Raw genomic sequence first — 20,328 nt, 5'->3', positions numbered from 1 at the left:
CGGGCGGCAGTTTTGCGAATAATTTCAGCGGTCCCTCAGCGGGACCGGTGCTACAGTAAGCGCGCCGGCCGGGACCACAAAGCGCATCACGGACAATCAATGCAGGCTCTCTTTATCGGACAGACCTATATCGACGTCGTCTTCATTACCGACCACATGCCGACCGGCGACGAGAAGCACGTGGCCTCCGACTACGCGGTTTCCTTCGGCGGCAACGCGGTGACAGCGGCGTTCTGCTGCGCCAAGCTCGGCATCGTGCCCGATCTGATCGCCACCGCGGCCAATGACTGGCTCGGTCGCATGTTCATGGACATGTGCGCGAAATACGCGATCTCGCTGCACGGGCGGAAGGTCAACCAGTCCTCGCTGTCCTTCATCATGCCGAAGGACGGCAAGCGCGCCATCGTCCGCTGCCGCGACGACGACCACATCCATCCGTTCCCGATGCTAAATCTCGGCGGCTGCCGCGCGCTGCATGTCGACGGCCACCAGCCCGATGCCGCGATCCACTACGCGAAAGTCTGCCGCGAGGCCGGCATCCTGACCTCGCTCGACGGCGGCGGCCTGCGCACCAACACGCATGAGCTATTGGAATTCATCGACGTCGCAATCGTTGCCGAGCGCCTGTGCGAACAGATGGACCTGACGCCGGAGAAGATGCTGGACTATCTCAAGAGCCGCGGCTGCAAGATCGGCGGCATCACCATGGGCGAGAAGGGCCTGCTCTGGTACAACGAAACAGGCGCGGTCGAGATCATGCCGGCGATGCCGATCCCGCGCGAGCGCGTGATCGATACCAACGGCGCCGGCGATGTCTTCCACGGCGCCTATGTCTATTCCTATCTCGCCCATCCCGGCAAAAGCTGGCGCGAGCACTTTGATTTTGCCCGCGCCGCCTCGACCTTCAAGATCCAGCGTCTAGGCAACGAAGCCGGCCTGCCGACGCTTGTCGACATCGCCAAGGTCAGGCACGAGTTCGAGGCCAGGGTCTAGCGTTCGCAGGAGTCATGATGGGGCGCGTCTTCGTCGCCGGCAGCATCAACATGGATGTAGTGGCGACAGCCGATCGCCATCCCCGGGTCGGCGAGACCGTCGCCGGCAAGCAGGTGCTGTATTTCCCGGGCGGCAAGGGCGCCAACCAGGCCGTCGCGGCGTCACGGCTCGGCGCGCGGACCACGCTGATCGGGCGGCTCGGCAAGGATTCGTTTGGAGGTGAGCTGAAGGCTTTCCTTGGCGATCAGGGCATCGATCTCGGCTACCTCCAGGAGACGACTGAGGCCCACACCGGCACCGCGATTATCACCGTGGCGGACGCCGACAACACCATCATCGTCATTCCCGGCGCCAATGCGCTGGTCGGCGCTGATGATGTCAGCGTTGTACCGATGTTGAAAGGCGACGTTGCCGTCAGCCAATTCGAAATCCCGCTGCCGACGATTGCCGCGTTCTTCCGGCGCGCCCGTGCGGCCGGGGCCACGACGCTGCTCAATCCGGCCCCGGCGCAAAACATGTCCGGCGAATTGCTCGCGCTCGTCGACATCCTCGTGCTGAACGAGACCGAGCTCGGCTTCCTCGCCGGCGTGGAGTTGTCTGATAGTGACGAGGCTGCGCGGATCATCGATGTCGCGCGAAAACTTCAGGCGCGCGAGGACCAGACCATCTGCGTGACGCTCGGCAAGCGCGGCGTGCTCGCTCTCGCCGGACGCGAGGAGTTGTCGGTGGCCGGTCGCGCGGTGAAGGCGATCGACACCACAGGCGCGGGCGATTGTTTTGTGGGAGCGCTCGCGACACAACTCGCCGACGGCGCAGCACTGCGCGCGGCACTCGCGTTCGCCAATGCCGCCGCCTCGATCTCCGTGCAGCGCATGGGCGCGGGGCCGTCGATGCCGACGGCGGCGGAAGTCGCCGCCGTCCTCAACGCCGGCTGATCACGCCAGCGCGCCCTTCAGGTCAAAACTTTCATCGGCGGCCTGCTCTGGCGTGATCGAGCGATCCAGGCCGAACAGGCGGCGGCCGAACATGTGATCGCCGGCGCGGTTGATCGATTCGATGCCGAGCAGCTTCTCGCCCTTGTAGCAGAACGCCGAGAACGCCTTCCGGGTGGGATCGCCGCGGAGCACGACACTGTCGTAGCCGGTGGTGAGGCCCGCGATCTGCAGCTTGTCCTCGCCTTGGTCGCTCCAGAACCAGGGACGGCTGTCATAGGCCTTCCGGTCGCCGGTCAGCCGCGCCGCGAGGCAGCGGGCGTGATCGGTGGCGTTCTGCACCGATTCCACGCGCAGCGAACCGCCGAAGCGCGGGCTTTCGAACAACGCGCAATCGCCGATCGCCGAGATATCAGGATCAGCGGTCGAGAGATATTCGTCGACGATGATGCCGGCAGCAACCGGCAGCCCCGCCTCCGCCGCAAGCTCGATGTTCGGCAGCACCCCGACGCCGACCACGACGAGATCGGCGGGCAGATGCCTTCCGTCGCTCAAGGAGACGCCGGTGACCTTGCCGCCCTCAGCCTCGATCGCGGTTGCCTGTACGCCGAGGTGAATGCGGATGCCGGCCTCGCGATGCCGCGCCTGAAAATACTCCGAGACCTCCGCCGTCACTGCGCGCGCCATTACACGCGGGGCGAGTTCAAGCACATCGACCTCTAGCCCCTTGATGCGCGCAGTGGCCGCGAATTCCAGTCCTATGAAGCCGGCACCGATGACCACCACGCGCGTCTTCGACGGGATGATCTTTCGCAGCGCCTCGCTCTCGTCGAGGATGCGCAGATACTTTACGTCAGGGAGATTGGCGTTGGGCAGATCGAGCAAACGGTTGCGCGCGCCGGTCGCCAGCACGAGATGGCCGTAAGGCAGCGTCTTTCCCGACGCGAGCAGTACCTTGCGCCCCGCGCGGTCGATCGACACCACGCGGCCCGCGATCAGTTCGATGGTCTGGTCCTGGTAGAACTTCTCCGGCCGGAACATCAGGCTCTCCGGCCCGGCCGAGCCCTTGATATAGGCCTTCGACAGCGGCGGCCGTTGATAGGGCAGATGGGCCTCGTCATTGACCAGGCAGATGGGAGCGGAAAATCCCGCCTGGCGCAGGGATGCCGCGACCTGGTAGCCGCCATGACCGGCACCGACAATGATCACTGGACCATCCGTCATCGGAACAGCCCATTTCCGGAGACACGAGCGTAACCCATGTCGTCTCCTCTCTCGCTGGTTTTGATTTTCTGGCCCAGGAGGAGCCGGCGCTCGTGTCCGTCCCTCGGCAAAGGCAGGTACATTTGAGCCTATCGTTCCGGCTTGCGCAAGAGCACCGGGCGGGGCACTGGCGGCCGGGGATTGTCACCCCTCGCCTTCTGCGATCTAGTTGCAGCAGCGACCTCATGCCGGGAATTTTCCGATGCCAGCTCCAATCTCCCAACCCGACGACCCCGCTTTGCTGCGGATCGACGGCCCGATTGCGACCATCACGCTCAACCGCCCCGCCGCGTTCAACTCGATCAATCTGGCGATTGCGCAAAAGCTCGAGCAGCTCGCGGCCTATATCGAGAGCGCTGACGACATCAAAATTGTGGTGATCGAAGGCGAGGGCCGCGCCTTTTCAGCAGGCGGCGATCTGCAGACGATTGGTGCGGCGGCCGAGACCAACACGGTGACGCCTGTCGTCGGCGAGCTATTGAAGCACTATCATGCCTTCATCGAGATCATCAGGCGCATGCCGAAGATCTCGCTGTCCAGCGTGCACGGCTCAGCCGCCGGCGCCGGCATGGGCCTCGCCTTTGTCACCGATCTCTGCATCGCCGCAGACGACGCCAAATTCACGCCGGCCTACGCCAAGATCGGGGTCTCACCGGATGGCGGATCTACGGTCGGGATCGTGAACACGGTCGGCCCGCGTCGCGCGCTCCAGATTTTCCTGTCCGAGGACAATTTTACCGCGCAGCAGGCCCATGAATGGGGCCTGGTCGCGAAGGTCGTTCCCGCGACGGAGTTGAAGGCGGCGACGCGACAACTCGCCGAGCGTTTGGCGCAGAACCCGGCGGCGGCAATTGCCGGCACCAAATCGCTGGTCTACCAGGCCGCCACAACGCCGGTGAAGCAGCAGCTCGACGCCGAGGAGCACAAGATCATCATGGCGATGAACACGGAGGAGTTCCGCGCCGCGGTCAAGAAATTCACCAGCAAGAGCAAGTAGCGTTCACTCAAGCAGGCTTACTTGGGACAGATATAGCCCGTGCCCGCCGGCGACTTGAAGCATCCGACCGATTCCGGCAGCACTTTCTGCGGCAGCCACAGCACCACGCTCGGGAAGTAGATCGCGAACGCAATCGTCCCAAGGAACACGAGGTAGATCGGCAACGCGGCGCGTAGCGCTTTTGCAAAACTGACGCCCACGAATTTCGACGCCATCAGCAGCACCAGGCCGTAGGGCGGTGTGATCAGACCGAAGGCCAGCGTTGCGATCAGCACCACGCCCATATGCACGGCGTTGATGTCGCCGGCTTCCGTCAGTGTGTTGACCAGTGGCATGAAGATGATGATGGTCGGCACAGGCTCGATGAAGTCGCCGACCACGGTGAAGAGCAGCACCATCAACAGCATGATCAGGTGCGGGTCGTTGCCGGCCATCGAGGTGATGACATCGGCGATGTAGCTTGCGCCGCGCAGATAAGCGAGCATCCAGCCGAACGCATTGGCGGCGCCGATGGTGATCAGCGGCAGCGAGAAGATCAGGCCCGCAAGACAGAAATCGTACGGGATCTTCCTGATGTGCCCGCGGTTGAGCGCGGGGATCACGACGACGACAATCCAGACGACGGCCACGACGCCCGCTTCCGTCGGCGTGAACCAGCCGGTGAGAATGCCACCGAGCAGGATGACAGGGATCATCAACGGCAGCGCCGCATCGCCCGCCGCGAACACCACCTGCCGCAGCGGCGCGCGCGGCTTGCGCAGGCCGGAGGGCCCGAAGAAATAGCAGTAGATCATCAGCCCGAAGCCGATCATCAGCCCCGGCACGACGCCCGCCATGAACAGACCGGCGATCGAGACGTTGCCGACGGCACCATAGACCACAGCGGTGATGCTCGGCGGCACCAGCGCTGCGATGGTCGAGGCGGAGGCGATGATCGCGGCGATGAAGGCGGGCTCGTAGCCCTCGCGCTTCATCGGGCCGCCCAGCGCGCGGCTCATCACCGCGACGTCGGCCGTGGTCGAGCCTGACATCTCCGAGAAGAACATGCTGAAGACGACCACGACCTGCGACAGCCCGCCCCTGATATGTCCGACCAGCGACACCGAGAGATTGGCTATTCGTACCACCACATTGGCCGAGCTCATGAGCTCGCCGACCAGCAGGAAGAACGGGATCGCCAGCAGCGCCTCGGAATCGACGCCGTCGAAGATCTTCTGGATGATCGCGGCGAGCGAGACGTCCGACAGGAGCGCGCCGATGAAGACGCCGGCCATCAGCGAGAACGGCACGGGCACGCCGAGATAGCCGAATGACAGGAAGCAGACCGTCATCAATGCCAGGACAACGGGTGCGCTCACGGCTGCGCCCTCATCTGTGCGTCGGTGATGACGTGCGCTCCGTCCTCGGGCGGTTCGGGGTGGTCAAAACCGTTGCGCAAACCGTTGATGAGCTGCTCGATGGTGAACAGGCCGATCAGCACGCCCGACAGCGGAATGATCGCGTAGAGCGAAGCGATCGGCGTCCCGGACGGCAGGCGGAAACTGCCAAAGCCGCGGAGATAATTCTGGTAGCCGTACCAGATCAGGCCGAAGGCGACGCCGAGCACGACAAGGCGGATGATCACCTCGACGATCAGCCGCGACGTGCCGTGCATCGCCTCGGAGATGGCGGTGAGATAAAGGTGGTCGTTGCGCCGGGTCGCAGCCGCGGTGCCGACGAAGATCGCATAGATGAACAACGTCGAGGTGACTTCCTGAAGCCACAGCCAGGGATGGCCGATGGTGCGGGTGACGATGTCGGCGGTCACCGACAGCGAGAAGCCGAAGCAGAGCACGCCGCAGAGGATCATCAGCGCAAGTTCGAGCCAGTCGAGCCCGCGCCATTTCAGATGACGTTGCCGTTGCACCAGCAGTTTGTCGGCGATGGCCATTCAACTTTCCCGTCGTCCCGGAGCTATCGCAGGCGACAGCTCGGAAGCTGCCGAACGTGTTCGGCCTGCATGGTTCGAGATGCCCGCTGCGGCAGGCTCCTCACCATGACGGTCTAAAATCTCGCCTGAAAGCGTGACCTCATCCTGTCGGGCCGCCGTAGGCGGGCCGTCGAAGGCCATAGGGGCGGCTTAATTGACCGACCGGATCAAATCCTTGATCTTCACGGCATGCGGGCCGAGCTCCTTGGCCAGCTTGTCAAGATAGGGGTCGGCGATCGCCGCAAAGCTCTTCTTGTCGACGTTGTCGACGATCTTAACGCCCATTTTCTTCAGCTTCTCGGCCGCGCTGCGCTCGAGATCGAAGGCCTTTGCCGGCTCCTTCGTGCTGATCTCGTTGCCCGCCGCTTGTACCCAGCCCTTCTGCTCGGCCGAGAGGCTCTGCCAGAGCTTATCGGAGATGAACACCAGCGCGTTGTTGGCCTCGTGCTCGGTGATGTTGAGCACCGGCGCGACCTCGTAGTGCTTGTTGACGAGGTAGACATTGATGCTGTTCTCGGCGACGTCGACGACGCCGGTTTGCAGCGAAGTGTAAACGCTGCCGAACGGCATGTGCACGGTCTGGGCGCCGTAGGCCGGGAACATGGTGTCCTCGGTCGCAGTCGCCTGCACGCGGATCTTCAGGCCCTTGATGTCGCCGACGTTGTGGATCTCCTTCTTGGAGTACATGTGGCGCACGCCCTGCGATCCGGTCGCGATGACGTGCAGGCCCTGCGTGGTCTCGTCGATCAGGGCCTTGAGGGCTTCGAACACTTTTGGATCGGCCAACCCCTTGACCACGTGATTTTCGTCGCGGAACAGATAATGCAGCGACATCACGCCGGCCTGCGGCGAGATCGTCGCCGTATTGGCGGATGAAATGATGGAGAATTCGACGTCGCCCGCTTTCACGAGCTGGAGCACCTGCGGCTCCTGCCCGAGCTGCGCGCCCGGATATTGATCGATGATCATGGTGCCCTTGCTCAATTCCTTGAGCTTCTCGGCAAAGATATCCCCGGCGATCGAATAGCCGGTATTGCGCGGCTGGTCGTAGGCGAAGCGATAATGCTTCACCTCCTGTGCCGACGCGCTCGTGACGAAGAGAACAGCGGCCGTTGCCACCAGTCCAAGCATGGATCGTGCAATCATCGTTTCCCCCTGTTTTTATCGCCCGCCGCTTTAGCGGTCTGAGCGTTCGTGCGGGTGATTGGTCACCCTCTCTTAGTCTTTCTGCTCAGTCTTCTTCCCAGTCCTCTGCATAAAATCGAAGTCGCAGCCCTCGTCGGCCTGCATGATGGTTTCGTTGAACAGCCAGGCGTAGCCGCGCCGCGCCTCGTCGGGAGCGGCTGCCGGCTTCAAGGCGGCATGGCGCCGTTCCAGCTCGGCCGCATCGACCAGCAGCTCGATGCTGCGCTTGGCAACGTCCAACTGGATCATGTCGCCGTTCCTCACCAGCGCCAGCGGTCCGCCGACGGCGGATTCCGGTGTGATGTGGAGAACGATGGTGCCGAACGCGGTGCCGCTCATGCGCGCGTCGGAAATGCGCACCATGTCCTTGGTGCCGCCGCGCGCGAGCTTCTTCGGGATCGGCAGATAGCCCGCCTCGGGCATGCCGGGCGCGCCTTTCGGCCCGGCATTGCGCAGCACCAGCACGTCGTCGGAGTTCACGTCGAGATCGGGATCGTCAACCCGCAAGGTCATGTCCTCGACGGATTCGAACACCACCGCGCGCCCGGTGTGCTGCAACAGTTTCGGGCTTGCAGCCGACTGCTTGATGACCGCACCGCGCGGCGCGAGATTGCCATGCAGGACGGCAAGGCCGCCTTCCCTCTTGATCGGATTGTCGCGCGGACGGATCGCGTCCTGGCCGGGCACGTCTTCCGCATTCGCGACGACATCGCGCAGGCTCTCGCCCGTGATCGTCTTCGCGTCGAGATCGACGAGATCTCCGAGCTGCGCCAGCAGTTTCGGCACACCACCGGCGTGGTGGAAATGCTCCATATAGTGCTCGCCGGACGGCTTGAGATCGACCAGCACCGGTACCTCGCGGCCGATCTGGTCGAACACCCCGAGATCGAACCGGTGCGGCGAGCGATGTGCCATCGCGGTGAGATGGATCAGGCCGTTGGTCGAGCCGCCGATCGCCTGGAGCACGACCTGCGCGTTCTTGAACGACGCCGGCGTCAGAAACTCGCTCGGCTTCGGCCCCTTGGTCTTGGCCATTTCCGCGGCAACCCTGCCGCTCGCCTCGGCCAGGCGAAACCGCTCGGCATGCGGCGCCGGGATCGTCGCGCTCATCGGCAGCGACAGGCCCATGGCCTCGATCATGCAGGCCATGGTCGAAGCCGTGCCCATCACCATGCAGGTGCCGACCGACGGCGCGAGACGGCCATTCACCGCCTCGATCTCGACATCGTCGATCTCGCCGGCGCGATACTTGCCCCACAGCCGACGGCAATCGGTGCAGGCCCCTAACACCTCACCCTTGTGGTGGCCCACCACCATCGGGCCGACGGGGATGACCACGGTCGGCAGGTCGGCGCTGATCGCCGCCATCACCTGCGCAGGCAAGGTCTTGTCGCAGCCGCCGATCACGATCACCGAATCCATCGGCTGGGCCCGGATCATCTCCTCGGTATCCATCGCCATCAGGTTGCGCAGATACATCGAGGTCGGATGCGCAAAGCTCTCGGCGATCGAGATCGTGGGGAACACGAACGGCATCGCGCCCGACAGCATCACCCCCCGCTTGGCCGCCTCGATGATCTGGGGGACGTTTCCGTGACAGGGATTGTAGTCGCTATAGGTGTTGGTGATGCCGACAATCGGGCGCTCGAGCGCGTCGTCGGAATAACCCATGGCCTTGATGAACGCCTTGCGCAGGAACAGCGAGAAGCCGGCATCGCCATAACTCGTCAGCCCTTTGCGCAACCCACTCGTCATCATGCCACTCCGATCACCGGGTCATTGTCGTACAGCCTGCCCCTTGATTGTCAATAAGGCAGAGATCAAACCCGCCATTTTCTGGATCAACATGCTGGTGGACGGCCAAATTATTGACAATCCTGATCTACCCTGCTCCACAGAGAGAACCGGCCAAGCGCCGGGAGGCTGAGGGCATGTCCGACATCCGCACCGCAGACGCCACGACGATCCGGCGCGACGATCCGGACGATGTCGTCGCGCGGCTCGAGGAGGACATCATCTTCGGCCGCCTCGCGCCGGGCGCACGCCTCACCGAGGACGCGCTGATGTCGGCTTACGGCACCTCGCGCCACTTTGTGCGTCAGGCCCTGGTGGACGCGGAGCGCCGCGGCATCGTCCGCCGCGAGAAGAATGTCGGCGCCACTGTGCGGTTCTATTCGGCCGAAGAGGTCCGACAGATCTACGAGGTCCGGGAGATGCTGACGCGGCAGGCCGCGCTGATGATCCCCCTGCCCGCGCCGCAAGACCTGATCGACGAGCTCTCCGCCTTGCAACGGCAGTATTGCGCCAAGGCGGAGGTGCGGGATCTGCGCGGCATTCACGAGGCCAACGACGCCTTCCACGTCGCGCTTTTCGCGGCCTGCGGAAACCCGTATCTGGTGCGCTCGCTGCAGGATTACATGAACCTGACCCTGCCGATGCGCGCCAAGAATCTCGCCGACCGCGACGGGCTGGCGCAGTCGCGGCGCCAGCACGAGATGATGATCGAGCTGTTGAAGGGCCGCGACAGCTGGGCGCTGGCCCAGCTCTGCGTCGACCACATGCAGTTCAGCAAGAAAGACTATCTGGCGCGGATTGCCGGCGAGGCGAGTTAGTGCGGCCATTCCTTCGCTTCTCCCCGCTTGCGGCTTTGGTGGCTCCTCACCATGCGGGTTTGATAGCTCACCGCGAAACGCGACCTCAGACAGCCATTAAAACTATTGTCAACCCATCGAAATAACGCAGATCCAGAATAGATAGGAACCGCCGTCCGGCGGCACATCGCGTCTCCTCACCTGTCTCCTCCCGAATGAAATGGCATGACCGAACAAACCCTGACCGAGCCGATCGCCGAGCGGCAAGCGCCATCCCGCGGCTTTTCGCGCTACCAGGCAATCCTGGTTGCGCTGCTGGCGCTGGTGCAGTTCACGATCATCATCGATTTCATGATCATGTCGCCGCTGGGCGCCATCATGATGCCGGCGCTCGATATTTCGGCCGCACAGTTCGGGGTGGCGGTCTCGGCCTATGCATTCAGCGCGGGAATTTCCGGCATCATGGCGGCTGGCTTTGCCGATCGGTTCGATCGCAAGCGGCTGCTGCTGTTTTTCTATGCCGGCTTTACCCTTGGCACGGCGCTTTGCGCGATCGCGCCCAACTATCATCTGTTGCTGCTGGGGCGGATCGTGACCGGCCTGTTCGGCGGCGTGATCGGCTCGGTCGTGCTCGCCATCGTGACCGATCTGTTTGCGCTGCAATTGCGCGGCCGCGTCATGGGTTTCGTGCAAACCGCCTTCGCTGCAAGCCAGGTGCTGGGCATCCCAGTCGGTCTTTTCCTCGCCAACCAATGGAACTGGCACGTCGCGTTCGGCGCACTGGTCGGCCTTTCGGTGATAGGGATGGCCGCCGTGCTGTTCCTGATGAAGCCGGTGAACGGTCATCTCGCGCTGAAGCAGGATAGAAACCCGTTCCGGCATCTGGTCGCAACGGTCTCGCAGCCACGATATTGGATGGCGTTTTCAGTGACGACCCTGCTGGCGACCGGCGGCTACATGCTGATGCCGTTCGGCAGCGCCTACACCGTGCACAACCTTGGCATCGATATCGTGCATCTGCCGACGATCTATCTCGTCTCCGGCCTGTTCAGCATCGTCATCGGCCCATTGGTCGGACGCGCGAGCGATGCTTTCGGAAAATACCCGACCTTTGCCTTCGGCAGCGCTATGTCGATCGTCATGGTGTTGATCTACACGCATCTCGGCGAGGTGAGCCTGACGGTCGCGATCCTGGTCAACGTCCTGATGTTCGTCGGCATCTTCTCGCGCATGATTCCGTCGCAGGCGCTGATTTCCGCGATCCCCGAGCCGGCGCAACGCGGCTCCTTCAGCGCGGTCGGCGCGTCCCTGCAACAACTCTCCGGCGGGCTCGGCTCCGTGCTAGCCGCCGCGCTGATCGCGCAGGACGCCGACGGTACGCTCCGGCATTTCGACCGGCTGGGATACGTCGTCGTGACGACGGCGGTGATTTCCCTGATCCTGATGTATTTTGTGCAGAGGCCCATCGCGGCCCAGGCCGGCAAACGCGTGGTCTAGGGCGTCGATTCCGGGGCCCTAGATTTGCGAATCATCCGCCCCTATCGCTTATTCCAATCGATGATCCGGCTTGTGTCGCCGTCGAACTCGTTGCTGCAGAACGCGCCGCCCTGATAGTGATCGCCGATCGGATCGGGCTTCATCTTGGCCTGCTCGGCCATCGCATGCGCCACGTGGTCCTCGGAGCGCCCCGTGGGGCGGTAGCCGAACTCGTAGGCGCGGTGGTTGTCCCACCAGGCGCGCTCGTTCAGGGACACGCCGTAGAAAACCTCGAAATGAATGTCGGGATGCTCGAGCCCGATCTGGCAGAGCTGCACCAGATCTTCCGGCTTAAGCCAGATCGAGATCCGGCGAAGGTCCAGCGGCACGTCGCCGAAATTGCCAATGCGAAGGCAGGTCACCTTCAGGCCATGCTTGTCGGCGTAGAGGGCGCCGACCGCTTCGCCGAACACCTTGCTGACGCCATAGCGGCCGTCGGGGCGCGGGGTAACGTCGGTGCCGATCTTGTGGTGGCGCGGATAGAATCCGACGGCATGGTTCGAGGAGGCGAACACCACGCGCTTGACGCCCTTGCGATACGCCGCCTCGAAAAGATTGTAGCCGCCGATGATGTTGGCCTGGAGGATGTCATTCCAGGGACCTTCAACCGAATAGCCGCCGAAGTGGATGATTCCGTCGACGCCCTCGCAGATCGCTTCGCACTGCGCAAGGTCGGACAGATCCGCCGCCTTGAATTGCTCGTTCGGGCCGAGATCGGCCGGCGGGCGGATGTCGCTGAGCAGCAGGTCCGGATAGATCGGCGGCAGCAGTTTTCGCAAACGCGTTCCAATCCCGCCCGAAGCTCCCGTCATCAAAATGCGCGGCATGTCTTTCCTCGTATGTGCAGCCGATTTGCGGCCGTAGATATCTGATGCTAGCAGACTTGGACAGAGGGAACGCAACAACGAGAATTGCACATGAACGATGCATCGTCCCAGAACCAGGAACGGCCTCAAGGCTGGCGGCCGGCGACGTATTACCCCGATCCGGCGATCAGTGCACTCGATCCCCGCTTCGAAAAATACTGGCTGAAACTCTCGGCGGTGGAGCGGCTGACGACCGGCCTGCGCTGGGCCGAGGGACCGGTCTGGGTCGGCGACGGGCGCTATCTCCTGTGCAGCGACATTCCGAACCAGCGCATCGTCAAATGGGAAGAGGAGACCGGTGCGGTCTCGGTGTTCCGGAAACCTTCGAATTTCGCCAACGGCAACACCAGGGACCGCCAGGGCCGGCTCGTCACCTGCGAGCATGGCGGCCGACGCGTCACCCGCACCGAATATGACGGCAGCATCACCGTGCTGATGGACTCGTTCGGCGGCAAGAAGCTCAACTCGCCGAACGACGTCGTCGTGAAGTCCGACGGCGCGGTCTGGTTCACCGATCCCACTTTCGGCCTGCTCGGCAATTACGAAGGATACAAGGCCGAGCCCGAGATAGAGCCGAACGTCTACAGGTTCGATCCCTCAACCGGCAAGGCGACCATCGTTGCCGAAGGCGTGCTGGGGCCGAATGGCCTGTGTTTCTCGCCGGACGAGAAGATTCTTTATGTCGTGGAATCACGCGGCGTGCCGAACCGCAAGATTCTCGCCTATGACGTCTCGCCAGACGGCACGACGATCTCCAACAAGCGCGTCCACATAGATGCGGGTCCGGGCACGCCGGACGGCATGCGCTGTGACATCGACGGCAATCTTTGGTGCGGCTGGGGCATGGGCGATCCCGAGCTCGACGGCGTCGTGGTGTTCGCGCCCGACGGCGTCATGATCGGCCGCATCGCACTGCCCGAACGCTGCGCCAATCTCTGCTTCGGCGGCGTCAAGCGCAACCGCCTGTTCATGGCCGCGAGCCAATCGATCTACGCGTTGTACGTGAATACGCAGGGCGCGGTGGGGGGATAGTTTTTCCTCCGTCACGCCTTTCGTCATTGCGAGCGAAGCGAAGCAATCCAGAATCTTTCCGCGGAGGCAGCCTGGATTGCTTCGTCGCTTCGCTCCTCGCAATGACGAAAGATAGAACAAAAACGCCGGAGCGGCTTTCCACTCCGGCGTCATGTTGGTTTCAAACGATAAAACTTACGCCGCGTTAAAGCCGGCGACCGCCTTCACTTCGAGGAAGTCCTCGAGGCCGTACTTGCCCCATTCGCGGCCGTTGCCGGACTGCTTGTAGCCGCCGAACGGCGCGGTGCGGTCGTTGGGCACGCCCTGGAGGTTGACGTTGCCGGCGCGGATCTGGCGGCCGACCCGCTTGGCGTCCTCGACGGAAGCGCCCGTGACGTAGCCGGCCAGGCCATAGGGCGTGTCGTTGGCGATATGCACGGCCTCGGCTTCGTCCTTGGCGCCGATGATGGTCAGCACCGGTCCGAAGATTTCTTCGCGCGCGATCGTCATGTCGGGGGTGACGTCGGCGAAGATGGTCGGGCGGACATAGAAGCCCTTGTTGACCCCCTCAGGCAGGCCCGGGCCGCCGGACACGAGCGTTGCGCCCTCGTCGATGCCCTTCTTGATCAGCCCCTGGATCTTGTCCCACTGGCCGCGGTTGACGACCGGACCGATGGTGGTGCCCTCGGCGCGCGGATCGCCCGCCTTGGTCTTGTCGGCGACAGCCTTCGCGATCGCGGCCACTTCCTTCATCTTCGACAGCGGCACGATCATGCGCGAGGGCGCGTTGCAGGACTGGCCGGAGTTGTTGAACATGTGCATCACGCCGCCGGTCACCGCCTTCGTGAGGTCGGCGCCTTCGAGGATGACGTTCGGCGACTTGCCGCCGAGCTCCTGGCTGACGCGCTTCACGGTCGGCGCCGCACGCTTGGCCACATCGATGCCGGCGCGGGTCGAGCCGGTGAACGAGATCATGTCGATATCGGGGTGCTCGCTCATGGCGGCGCCGACCTCGGGGCCGAGACCGTTGACGAGGTTGAACACGCCCTTCGGCACGCCGGCTTCATGGAGGATTTCCGCGAAGATCAGCGCCGAGGTCGGGGTGAACTCCGACGGCTTCAGGATCATGGTGCAGCCGGCGGCGAGCGCGGGCGCGACCTTGCAGGCGATCTGGTTGAGCGGCCAGTTCCAGGGCGTGATCATGCCGACCACGCCGACCGGCTCGCGCAGCACCATGGCGGTGCCGACCGGTTCCTCGAAATGATAGTTCTTGAGCACGTCGAGCGTGGTCATGAGATGGCCGAGGCCGGCGCCGGCCTGGAGCTTTTCGGCCATCGGCAGCGGCGCGCCCATCTCGTCGGAGACGGCAGCGCCGATCTCCTTGAGGCGCCCCTTGTAGATCTCGATGACCTTGGTGAGCAGCGCGACGCGCTCGTCACGGCTGGTCTGGGAGAATGTCACGAACGCGCGCTTGGCGGCGGCGACGGCCTTGTCGACGTCGGCCTTGGAGCCCAGCGCAATCTCGTACATCGCCTCTTCCGTCGCCGGATTGACGACCGGGGTGGACTTCTTGACGGCGGGATCGACCCAGGCGCCGTCGATGTAGAATTGCATGCGATTGACCATCGTGAACCTCTTCTTGGGTATGGAGGGGGCGTTTCGGCAGGCATCCTTGCACGAAAGCGCCGGCAATTGAACCCGCCATATGCGGGGCCAGCGTTGCGGCGGACGGAGGCTATATGAGCCGATGGCGGAGGGGTGGCAAGGTGGCTGGGACGTAAGAACTTGGGTCCCGGCTCAGCGTCGCGTCATTTCATGCCGCGCCGCGTCCGGGACGCGAAACTGCAGCTCGTCGAAGCGGCTCTCGTGCCCCGCAGCGCAGCGCCCTTCAGCGGTGCGCTGCTGAGCCGGGGCCCATGCGCCGGTCATTCCCACTACACCGCCATCTTCCGATGCAGCACCGGCGCACCGGTGGTGAGGCTTTCGGCCGCATCGATGATGGCATTGGCGTCGATGCCATGGTGGCGGTAGAGGTCGGCAATCGTGCCGGTCTGGCCGAACTGCTCGACGCCGAGCGCCTCGACGCGATGGCCGCGGACGCTACCGAGCCAGCCGAGCGTCGCCGGATGGCCGTCGATCACGGTGACGATGCCGCAGTCGCGCGGCAGCGGCGCGAGCAGTTTTTCGATGTGGCTGAGATGCTGCACGCCTCTCCGATCACGGCGCAATTTCCGTGCGGCGGTCCAACCCGCATGCAGACGATCTGCGGAAGTGATCGCGAGCAGGCCGATGTCGCGCCGGCTCTCGCCGATGAAGCCGGTCGCCTCGATCGCTTCGGGCGCGACCGCGCCGGCATAGGCGATCACGAGTTCGGCATTCGGGCCAGGCTTGCGCAGCCAATAAGCCCCGTCGGTGATGCCCTGCTCCAGTTCGGGCGTCATGATCCGTTGCGCCTGCTCGATACTGCGCGTCGAGAGCCGCAGATAGATCGAGCCGCCCTCGCCCGGATCGCGCTGCATGTGGTTGAATCCCCACCCCATGATCACGGCGAGTTCGTCGACGAAGGCCGGCTCGAACGAGGCAAGGCCATCCTGCGCCATGCCGATCAACGGCGTTGCGATCGACTGGTGCGCGCCGCCTTCGGGCGCGAGCGTGATGCCTGATGGGGTCGCCGCCACCATGAAGCGCGCATCCTGGTAACAGGCATAGTTCAGCGCATCGAGACCGCGTTCGATGAAGGGATCGTAGAGCGTGCCGACCGGCAAGAGCCGCTCGCCGTTGATCTGGTGCGACAGGCCGAGCGCCGAGAGCATGATGAACAGGTTCATCTCGGCAATGCCGAGTTCGAGATGCTGGCCTTTCGGCGAAAAGTCCCAATTGAACGTGGAAGGAATTTTCTCGCTGCGGAATAAGTCCGCCTTCTCGCCGCGCGCAAACAGGCCGCGCCTGTTCACCCACGGACCGAGATTCGTCGAGACGGTGACATCAGGCGATGTCGTGACGATGCGCTTGGCAAGCTCGCTGTCGCCGCGCGCGATCTCGTTCAGCACCAGCCCAAAACCCTGCTGGGTCGACATCTGCGGCGACGGCTTGAAGGCGAGCTGCGCGGGCACCTCGATAGCAGGCGCGGTAAGCCGGCGGCCGTCCTGGTTGAACGGCACGCGCGCGAGGAAGGCATCGAACTCGGCGGCGTCTTGCGCGAGACCCTCGTATCTGTCCCATTCGTGTCCGGGTCGGATGTTCTGGCTGTCGCGATATTTCTCCATCTGCGCGACCGTCATCAGGCCGGCGTGGTTGTCCTTGTGGCCCTGGAACGGCAGGCCGACGCCTTTGATGGTGTAGGCGATGAAGCAGACCGGGCGGTCGTGATCGATGGATTCGAACGCCTCCAGCATGCTCGCCATATCGTGGCCACCGAGGTTCGACATCAGCGCCAGCAGCTCGTCGTCGCTGCGCTTGTCGATCAGTTTTGTGATAGGTCCCTGATCGCCGATCTCGTCATGCAGGTGCTTGCGGAAGGCGGCGCCGCCCTGGAAGCACAACGCCGCGTAGAGCGCGTTCGGGCAATTGTCGATCCAGCGCTTCAACGCCTCGCCGCCGGGCTCGGCAAAGGCCTCGCGCATCAGGCGGCCGTATTTCACGATCACCACGTCCCAGCCGAAATTGCGGAACATGGTCTCGAACTTTTCCCAAAGGCCTTCGCGGACGACGGCGTCCAGCGACTGCCTGTTGTAGTCGACCACCCACCAGGTGTTGCGCAGGCCGTGCTTCCAGCCTTCCGCGAGCGCCTCGAAAATGTTGCCTTCGTCCATCTCGGCATCGCCGACCAGCGCGATCATCCGCCCTTCGCGGCGATCCTTCATCCAACCGTGCGCCTTGACATAGTCCTGCACCAGCGAGGCGAACAGCGTCTGCGCGACGCCGAGGCCGACCGAGCCGGTCGAGAAATCGACGTCGTCGACATCCTTGGTGCGCGAGGGATAGGACTGCGCGCCCTTGAAGCCGCGGAAGTTTTCCAGCTTCTCGCGGCTCTGCCGGCCGAACAGATACTGGATGGCGTGGAACACTGGGCTCGCATGCGGTTTCACCGCGACGCGATCCTCAGGGCGCAACACATGGAAATACAGCGCCGACATGATGGTCGCGAGCGAGGCCGACGAGGCCTGATGTCCCCCGACCTTCAGGCCATCCGAGCTGGTGCGGACGTGGTTGGCGTGATGGATGGTCCAGGACGACAGCCACAGCGCCTTGCGGGCCAGCGCGGTCAATGTGTCGAGACGGGCGGTATCAACGGGCATGGCAACGCTCCCGGAAAACAGGTGCCACGATGATACGCCTGCGGGCTGGGCCAAATTTCTCAATTTTTCGCGCGATACCTGCTAATATTGGAACGCCATACCAAAAACTATCTGGAAACCACAGGTTCTATCCCAATGCCCGCGCTAGACGCCATCGATCGAAAAATCCTCGCCCTGCTCCAGAATGACAGCCGGCTGACCATGCAGGAACTCGCCGAAAAGGTCGGACTCTCGGTCTCGCCCTGCCATCGCCGGGTCAAGCTGCTGGAGGAGCGCGGCGTCATCTCGCGCTACATCGCGACCGTCGACCAGAAGGCGCTGGGGCTGCATGTCAGCGTCTTCATCTCGATCAAGCTGGCGCGGCAGAAGGAGGAGGATCTCAACCGCTTCGCACGCGCAATCTCGAAATGGGACGAGGTGCTGGAGTGCTATCTGATGACCGGCAACCGCGACTATCTGCTGCGCGTGGTCGCGGCCGACCTCGCATCCTATGAGACTTTCCTGAAAACCAAGCTCACCCGGCTCGACGGCATCGCCTCGATCGAGTCCAGCTTTGCGCTCAGCCAGGTGAAATATTCGATCGCGCTGCCGGTGTAAGGCATCACCGCGACGGCTGCACGATGATCTTGGTGTGGACTTCAGGATTGGCGAGGTCGGCGAAGGCTTTCGCAACACCGTCGATGCCGATCTCGGCCGTCACCATCGCAGCCGCATCCACCTGCCCTTCCGCGATCAGGCGCAACGACGCTGCGAATTCGTCCGGCGTGTAGCCGAGCACGTATTGAACGTTGAGCTCCTTCATGATGCCGAGCATCGGCTCGCTCCTGTCGGTCTCCATGCAGACGCCGACCACGACAATCCTCGCATCGCGCGGCGCGCCCTCGAACACCTGCTGCAACAGACCGGGCACGCCGACGCATTCGAAGATGATCGCGGGCTTCAGCGCGGGCAGCATGGCCTGCAACGGCGGCCGCGCCGCCTTCTCCGCTTCCGACATCTGCGCGTGCTCGGCCCAGGTCGCATAGGGCTGCGACTTCAGGGGATCGACGACGATGTCGGCGCCGAGCTTGGCCGCGAGCGCGCGTTGCGCCGGCGAATAGTCGGCGGCGACGATCGGATGCAGGCCCCTGATCCTGAGCGCGGCGATCACCGCAAGCCCGACCGGCCCGCAGCCGATCACGAGCGGCACCTCGCCGCCTTGGATATTGGCCTTGGCCACGGCGTGAACGCCGACCGCGAGCGGTTCGGTGAGTGCAGCATGCTCCGGCGCCAGACCGTTGGGCACTTCGAGCAGCAGCGCTTCGCTCAGCAGCATCGCCTCGGCATAGCCGCCAACATTCTCGTTGGAATAACCGATGCCCTCGATGCCCTGCAGCGTCACCAGGGCCGGCAGTGAGCACACGCGCGTACCCGACTTGAGCTTGCGCGTGGTGCCGGGCCCGTAATCGACGATTTCGCAGCAGAACTCATGGCCGAACACGACGTCGCGGGTAAGGTCCATTGGCTTGCGTCCGGTCTTCCGCGCCATCTCCACCATGCGGTGGGCGTGTTGGCGTGCGTGAAGGTCTGAGCCGCAGATGCCGCAGGCGAGCGTCTTGACCAGCACTTGGCCGTTGCCCGGCTTCGGCTCAGCCATCCGGTCGACGACGATTTCACCGTTCCTGAAAATCGCAGCGCGCATCCGGCTCCTCCCTTGTTGTTGGAGCCGTTGATAGCACAAAGCGGACGCGCGAACTTGCGTCAGGGGTTCGGGGAACGCTCTTCCATTATCAGGAGCTGGGCGCGGCGGATGCGCTCGCGGTGGGCGATGTAGAGGCCGCTGGCGACGATGAAGGCCGCGCCGGTGACGGTCCAGATATCAGGCACTTCTCCGAACAGAAAGAAGCCCAAAATGCTGACCCACAGCAATTGCGTATACGAGAACGGCGCCAGCACCGAGGCATCGCCGTAGCGATAGGCCAGCACGATGATCCACTGGCCGACGGTGGACGCAACACCGATCACGATGCCAAGTCCGATCGCGGTCCAGCTCGGCGTGACCCAGACGAACGGCACCATCAGCGAGAGGATCGCAACGCCCGTCAGCGCCGAATAAGCCATCGTGGTGAGGACGGCTTCGCGGCCGCTTATCATGCGCGTCAGGATCAGCGCGGCGGCCCAACAGAACGCCGAGACGATCGGGAAGAACGCGGCGGCGTGAAACGCGCTGGAGCCCGGACGCAGGATGATCATCACGCCGGTCAGGCCGATCGCGGTGGCGATCCAGCGGCGCATGCCCACCTTCTCGCTCAGGAAGATGATCGAGAGCGCGGTGACGAACAGCGGCGAGACGAAGCCGGTGGCGGAGGCTTCCGCGATCGGCAGGAAGCTCAGGCCGGTGATGAAGAACAGCGAAGAGCCGAGCAGTGCCGCGCCGCGCATCAGTTGCAGGCCGAGGCGCTCGGTGCGCATCGCATGGAACGGCGAGCCCGGCAGCATCACCGGCGTGAACATCAGCGCGAACGTCACGAAGCGGATCCAGGTGATCTCGATCGACGGCAGGCTCGACGACAGATATTTCGCGGTGACATCGGAGCAACCGAGAAAGATCGTCGACAGCAGCACCAGCGCGATACCCTTGAAGGGATGATCGACGCGCGCAGGCGCGCGGCGCGCCTGCTGCTTCTTTTCCGGCATGGGCATGGGAA

At 63.7% G+C, this 20,328-nt stretch carries 17 protein-coding genes; 7 read left to right on the top strand and 10 right to left on the bottom strand.

Annotated features, from left to right (window positions below; genetic code table 11):
- Positions 1–99: 99 nt before the first annotated feature.
- Positions 100–993 (top strand): sugar kinase, encoded by an 894-nt coding sequence (locus IVB27_RS03240; protein WP_247342754.1) that lies wholly within the window; start codon positions 100–102, stop codon positions 991–993.
- 17 nt (positions 994–1,010) lie between these two features.
- The gene (rbsK, locus tag IVB27_RS03235) at positions 1,011–1,928 is read left to right on the top strand and encodes a ribokinase (RefSeq protein ID WP_247441349.1); all 918 of its coding nucleotides are present in this window, start codon (positions 1,011–1,013) and stop codon (positions 1,926–1,928) included.
- Here the strand turns inward: rbsK and IVB27_RS03230 are convergent, their stop codons facing one another.
- A complete protein-coding gene (locus IVB27_RS03230; RefSeq protein WP_247441346.1) occupies positions 1,929–3,149 on the bottom strand; it encodes an NAD(P)/FAD-dependent oxidoreductase in 1,221 nt (406 codons plus the stop codon).
- Positions 3,150–3,390: 241 nt separating this feature from the next.
- Here IVB27_RS03230 and IVB27_RS03225 point away from each other — a divergent pair, with 241 nt between their 5' ends.
- Positions 3,391–4,185: an enoyl-CoA hydratase/isomerase family protein gene (locus IVB27_RS03225; protein ID WP_247441345.1), complete on the top strand. Its 795-nt coding sequence runs from the start codon at positions 3,391–3,393 to the stop codon at positions 4,183–4,185.
- Positions 4,186–4,202: 17 nt separating this feature from the next.
- On the opposite strand, the gene IVB27_RS03220 is transcribed toward IVB27_RS03225, so the two are convergent.
- The 4 genes from IVB27_RS03220 to IVB27_RS03205 all read right to left on the bottom strand — a co-directional run bounded on the left by IVB27_RS03220 (position 4,203) and on the right by IVB27_RS03205 (position 9,097).
- The gene (locus IVB27_RS03220) at positions 4,203–5,543 is read right to left on the bottom strand and encodes a TRAP transporter large permease (protein ID WP_247441343.1); all 1,341 of its coding nucleotides are present in this window, start codon (positions 5,541–5,543) and stop codon (positions 4,203–4,205) included.
- Positions 5,540–6,115 carry a TRAP transporter small permease gene (locus IVB27_RS03215; protein WP_247441342.1) on the bottom strand — a complete coding sequence of 192 codons (576 nt, stop codon included), beginning with the start codon at positions 6,113–6,115 and terminating at the stop codon, positions 5,540–5,542. Before IVB27_RS03215 ends, IVB27_RS03220 begins: the two co-directional genes overlap by 4 nt.
- A 189-nt stretch (positions 6,116–6,304) precedes the next feature.
- Complete coding sequence (locus IVB27_RS03210) at positions 6,305–7,300, bottom strand: TRAP transporter substrate-binding protein (RefSeq protein ID WP_247441341.1); 996 nt, start codon at positions 7,298–7,300, stop codon at positions 6,305–6,307.
- Between the two features lie 72 nt (positions 7,301–7,372).
- Complete coding sequence (locus tag IVB27_RS03205) at positions 7,373–9,097, bottom strand: dihydroxy-acid dehydratase (RefSeq protein WP_524536458.1); 1,725 nt, start codon at positions 9,095–9,097, stop codon at positions 7,373–7,375.
- Positions 9,098–9,270: 173 nt separating this feature from the next.
- Here IVB27_RS03205 and IVB27_RS03200 point away from each other — a divergent pair, with 173 nt between their 5' ends.
- Positions 9,271–9,951 (top strand): GntR family transcriptional regulator, encoded by a 681-nt coding sequence (locus IVB27_RS03200; protein WP_247441336.1) that lies wholly within the window; start codon positions 9,271–9,273, stop codon positions 9,949–9,951.
- Positions 9,952–10,155: 204 nt separating this feature from the next.
- Positions 10,156–11,427, top strand: a complete 1,272-nt coding sequence (locus IVB27_RS03195; protein WP_247441335.1) for an MFS transporter — start codon at positions 10,156–10,158, stop codon at positions 11,425–11,427.
- A gap of 41 nt (positions 11,428–11,468) precedes the next feature.
- Here the strand turns inward: IVB27_RS03195 and IVB27_RS03190 are convergent, their stop codons facing one another.
- Entirely contained in the window at positions 11,469–12,293 is an 825-nt protein-coding gene (locus IVB27_RS03190) for an NAD-dependent epimerase/dehydratase family protein (RefSeq protein ID WP_247342729.1), read from the bottom strand.
- A gap of 90 nt (positions 12,294–12,383) precedes the next feature.
- Between IVB27_RS03190 and IVB27_RS03185 the strand changes: the two genes are divergently transcribed.
- Positions 12,384–13,364 carry an SMP-30/gluconolactonase/LRE family protein gene (locus IVB27_RS03185; RefSeq protein WP_247342726.1) on the top strand — a complete coding sequence of 327 codons (981 nt, stop codon included), beginning with the start codon at positions 12,384–12,386 and terminating at the stop codon, positions 13,362–13,364.
- A 174-nt stretch (positions 13,365–13,538) separates the two neighbouring features.
- On the opposite strand, the gene IVB27_RS03180 is transcribed toward IVB27_RS03185, so the two are convergent.
- Together IVB27_RS03180 and IVB27_RS03175 are read right to left on the bottom strand one after the other, a co-directional pair.
- Positions 13,539–14,969 carry an aldehyde dehydrogenase family protein gene (locus tag IVB27_RS03180; RefSeq protein WP_247441332.1) on the bottom strand — a complete coding sequence of 477 codons (1,431 nt, stop codon included), beginning with the start codon at positions 14,967–14,969 and terminating at the stop codon, positions 13,539–13,541.
- Between the two features lie 308 nt (positions 14,970–15,277).
- Entirely contained in the window at positions 15,278–17,641 is a 2,364-nt protein-coding gene (locus IVB27_RS03175) for a thiamine pyrophosphate-binding protein (RefSeq protein WP_247441331.1), read from the bottom strand.
- 135 nt (positions 17,642–17,776) lie between these two features.
- Here IVB27_RS03175 and IVB27_RS03170 point away from each other — a divergent pair, with 135 nt between their 5' ends.
- Positions 17,777–18,238, top strand: a complete 462-nt coding sequence (locus IVB27_RS03170) for an Lrp/AsnC family transcriptional regulator (protein WP_247441329.1) — start codon at positions 17,777–17,779, stop codon at positions 18,236–18,238.
- Positions 18,239–18,242: 4 nt separating this feature from the next.
- Here the strand turns inward: IVB27_RS03170 and IVB27_RS03165 are convergent, their stop codons facing one another.
- Entirely contained in the window at positions 18,243–19,322 is a 1,080-nt protein-coding gene (locus tag IVB27_RS03165) for a zinc-binding dehydrogenase (protein WP_247441328.1), read from the bottom strand.
- A 59-nt stretch (positions 19,323–19,381) separates the two neighbouring features.
- A complete protein-coding gene (locus IVB27_RS03160) occupies positions 19,382–20,323 on the bottom strand; it encodes a DMT family transporter (protein ID WP_247441508.1) in 942 nt (313 codons plus the stop codon).
- Positions 20,324–20,328: the final 5 nt, after the last annotated feature.

It is taken from the genome of Bradyrhizobium sp. 197, from assembly GCF_023073375.1.
Classification (GTDB): Bacteria; Pseudomonadota; Alphaproteobacteria; order Rhizobiales; family Xanthobacteraceae; genus Bradyrhizobium.
The sequence above is the reverse complement of the archived record's forward strand: the minus strand, read 5'-3'. Positions and strand labels throughout refer to the sequence as shown.

Excerpts from the sequence above, each read along its gene's own strand:
- IVB27_RS03210 (WP_247441341.1), bottom strand. The coding sequence starts at position 7,300 with ATGATTGCACGATCCATGCTTGGACTGGTGGCAACGGCCGCTGTTCTC.
- IVB27_RS03170 (WP_247441329.1), top strand. The coding sequence starts at position 17,777 with ATGCCCGCGCTAGACGCCATCGATCGAAAAATCCTCGCCCTGCTCCAG.
- IVB27_RS03215 (WP_247441342.1), bottom strand. The coding sequence starts at position 6,115 with ATGGCCATCGCCGACAAACTGCTGGTGCAACGGCAACGTCATCTGAAA.
- IVB27_RS03175 (WP_247441331.1), bottom strand. The coding sequence starts at position 17,641 with ATGCCCGTTGATACCGCCCGTCTCGACACATTGACCGCGCTGGCCCGC.
- IVB27_RS03195 (WP_247441335.1), top strand. The coding sequence starts at position 10,156 with ATGACCGAACAAACCCTGACCGAGCCGATCGCCGAGCGGCAAGCGCCA.
- IVB27_RS03225 (WP_247441345.1), top strand. The coding sequence starts at position 3,391 with ATGCCAGCTCCAATCTCCCAACCCGACGACCCCGCTTTGCTGCGGATC.
- IVB27_RS03190 (WP_247342729.1), bottom strand. The coding sequence starts at position 12,293 with ATGCCGCGCATTTTGATGACGGGAGCTTCGGGCGGGATTGGAACGCGT.
- IVB27_RS03240 (WP_247342754.1), top strand. The coding sequence starts at position 100 with ATGCAGGCTCTCTTTATCGGACAGACCTATATCGACGTCGTCTTCATT.
- IVB27_RS03205 (WP_524536458.1), bottom strand. The coding sequence starts at position 9,097 with ATGATGACGAGTGGGTTGCGCAAAGGGCTGACGAGTTATGGCGATGCC.
- rbsK (WP_247441349.1), top strand. The coding sequence starts at position 1,011 with ATGGGGCGCGTCTTCGTCGCCGGCAGCATCAACATGGATGTAGTGGCG.
- IVB27_RS03160 (WP_247441508.1), bottom strand. The coding sequence starts at position 20,323 with ATGCCCATGCCGGAAAAGAAGCAGCAGGCGCGCCGCGCGCCTGCGCGC.
- IVB27_RS03230 (WP_247441346.1), bottom strand. The coding sequence starts at position 3,149 with ATGACGGATGGTCCAGTGATCATTGTCGGTGCCGGTCATGGCGGCTAC.
- IVB27_RS03185 (WP_247342726.1), top strand. The coding sequence starts at position 12,384 with ATGAACGATGCATCGTCCCAGAACCAGGAACGGCCTCAAGGCTGGCGG.
- IVB27_RS03180 (WP_247441332.1), bottom strand. The coding sequence starts at position 14,969 with ATGGTCAATCGCATGCAATTCTACATCGACGGCGCCTGGGTCGATCCC.
- IVB27_RS03200 (WP_247441336.1), top strand. The coding sequence starts at position 9,271 with ATGTCCGACATCCGCACCGCAGACGCCACGACGATCCGGCGCGACGAT.
- IVB27_RS03165 (WP_247441328.1), bottom strand. The coding sequence starts at position 19,322 with ATGCGCGCTGCGATTTTCAGGAACGGTGAAATCGTCGTCGACCGGATG.